Raw genomic sequence first — 1,552 nt, forward strand, 5'->3', positions numbered from 1 at the left:
AATCTTAGTTAAAATAGCCTTGATTTCAGCTGCAGACAGATAAGTCGGTACCGCATAAGTATCACTGACTTCTTTAGCCGCGGCTTTGGCAATATTATCAAAATCACTGCTTTGCATGCCTTTAACGGTTGGATCGATATGTAAAGTGGCAATCAATTCGCGTACTTGCGCGATGAGATGGTCGGCAATGTCGCTATCGCTCTTGTTAGCTTGACCCGATTTTACCATACCGGTTTTACGAGCCAACTCTGCCAGTCTTTTCTTGCTGCCTTTACGATTGACGTCAAGCACATACGGCAGCACGATGGCATTGGCGCGACCATGAGGAATACTATAATGCGCTCCTAACTGGTGAGCGATAGCATGGACATAACCAAGACCAGCTTTATTAAAGGCGATACCGCCGTAATGAGCGGCAATACCCATCTCTTCACGGGCTTTCAGATTGCCGCCATCTTTATAAACTAGGGGTAAGTTTTGCATCACAGATTTAACCGCAGAAGCTGCATAGTAGTCGGTCTCGACGCTGGCATTGGCACTCATCCAAGCTTCTAAGGCATGCGTTAAGACATCAATACCCGTATCGGCTGTGATATGCGCCGGCATACCTTTCATAATAACTGGGTCAATAGCCGCGGCTAATGGCACCATTCTTGGGTCGATAGACAGAGCTTTTTGATGGGTTTTATCATCTGATACTACCGCACCCAAAGTTGCTTCTGAACCCGTACCAGCTGTGGTCGGAATACAATAAAGCGGAACCGAAGGCTTTCTAGCTTTTAGGATACCGATAAGCTGTTTTGGCTTGCAGTTATTGCCTTGTGACATGGCAATCATTTTAGCAGCATCAATGACCGAGCCGCCACCGATGGCAATAATTGAGTCGCACTTAGCATCGACAGACTTACGTAGTCCTTCTTCGACAACCTTAAAAGTAGGATCTGGGGTAATGCCATCGTAGACTTTATAGCTGATATTTTTGCTATCTAGGTAGTCAGTGACTTTAGCGGGGATACCAAGCTTGTTTAATACCGCATCAGTAACGATAAAAACATTGGTATTGCCTTCATTGATGAGCATGTCGCACAAATCTTCACACGAGGTTTCACCGACAAACAACATCGGTCTTCTGATAGGGACAACGTACGCAAAAGCTTTTAGCACTTTGGCACGCGTCTTGGCAACCGCCAAATAACCGGCGTGTTGTAAGCCAGTACTGTTTACCAATTTAGAAATAGTATTTTGTTTTTTCATGGGTATAAAAATCCTTTTTAATGATGCTAATACTAGCAATAACGACAACTTGAATCAGCGAATCATCACCGCTGTCAGAATAAAAAGATGCTGTCAAAATAAAAGCACTGTGAATAAAGATACTGCATCAGTGTCTACATAAAGCAAACTACTGTTTAAACTTATTGTACCACCGCCATTTTTAGGATGTTACGATTATTATGAACTGCGATGTTCTGATTAATTAGCGCTTCGTCCTTACTTATGTTGTTGCTTATGTTGTTGCTTATACTGTTACTTATTAAGCAGCCAATTGATA

1 protein-coding gene is annotated in these 1,552 nt (G+C 43.0%); it reads right to left on the bottom strand.

Annotated features, from left to right (window positions below; all coding sequences use genetic code 11):
• The coding region (locus tag JMX94_RS13175) for an iron-containing alcohol dehydrogenase (protein WP_201566023.1) at positions 1-1,254 on the bottom strand (1,254 nt) is incomplete at its 3' end.
• Positions 1,255-1,552 lie beyond the last annotated feature (298 nt).

It is taken from the genome of Psychrobacter sp. CMS30 (genome assembly GCF_904846565.1).
Taxonomy (GTDB): Bacteria; Pseudomonadota; Gammaproteobacteria; order Pseudomonadales; family Moraxellaceae; genus Psychrobacter; species Psychrobacter maritimus.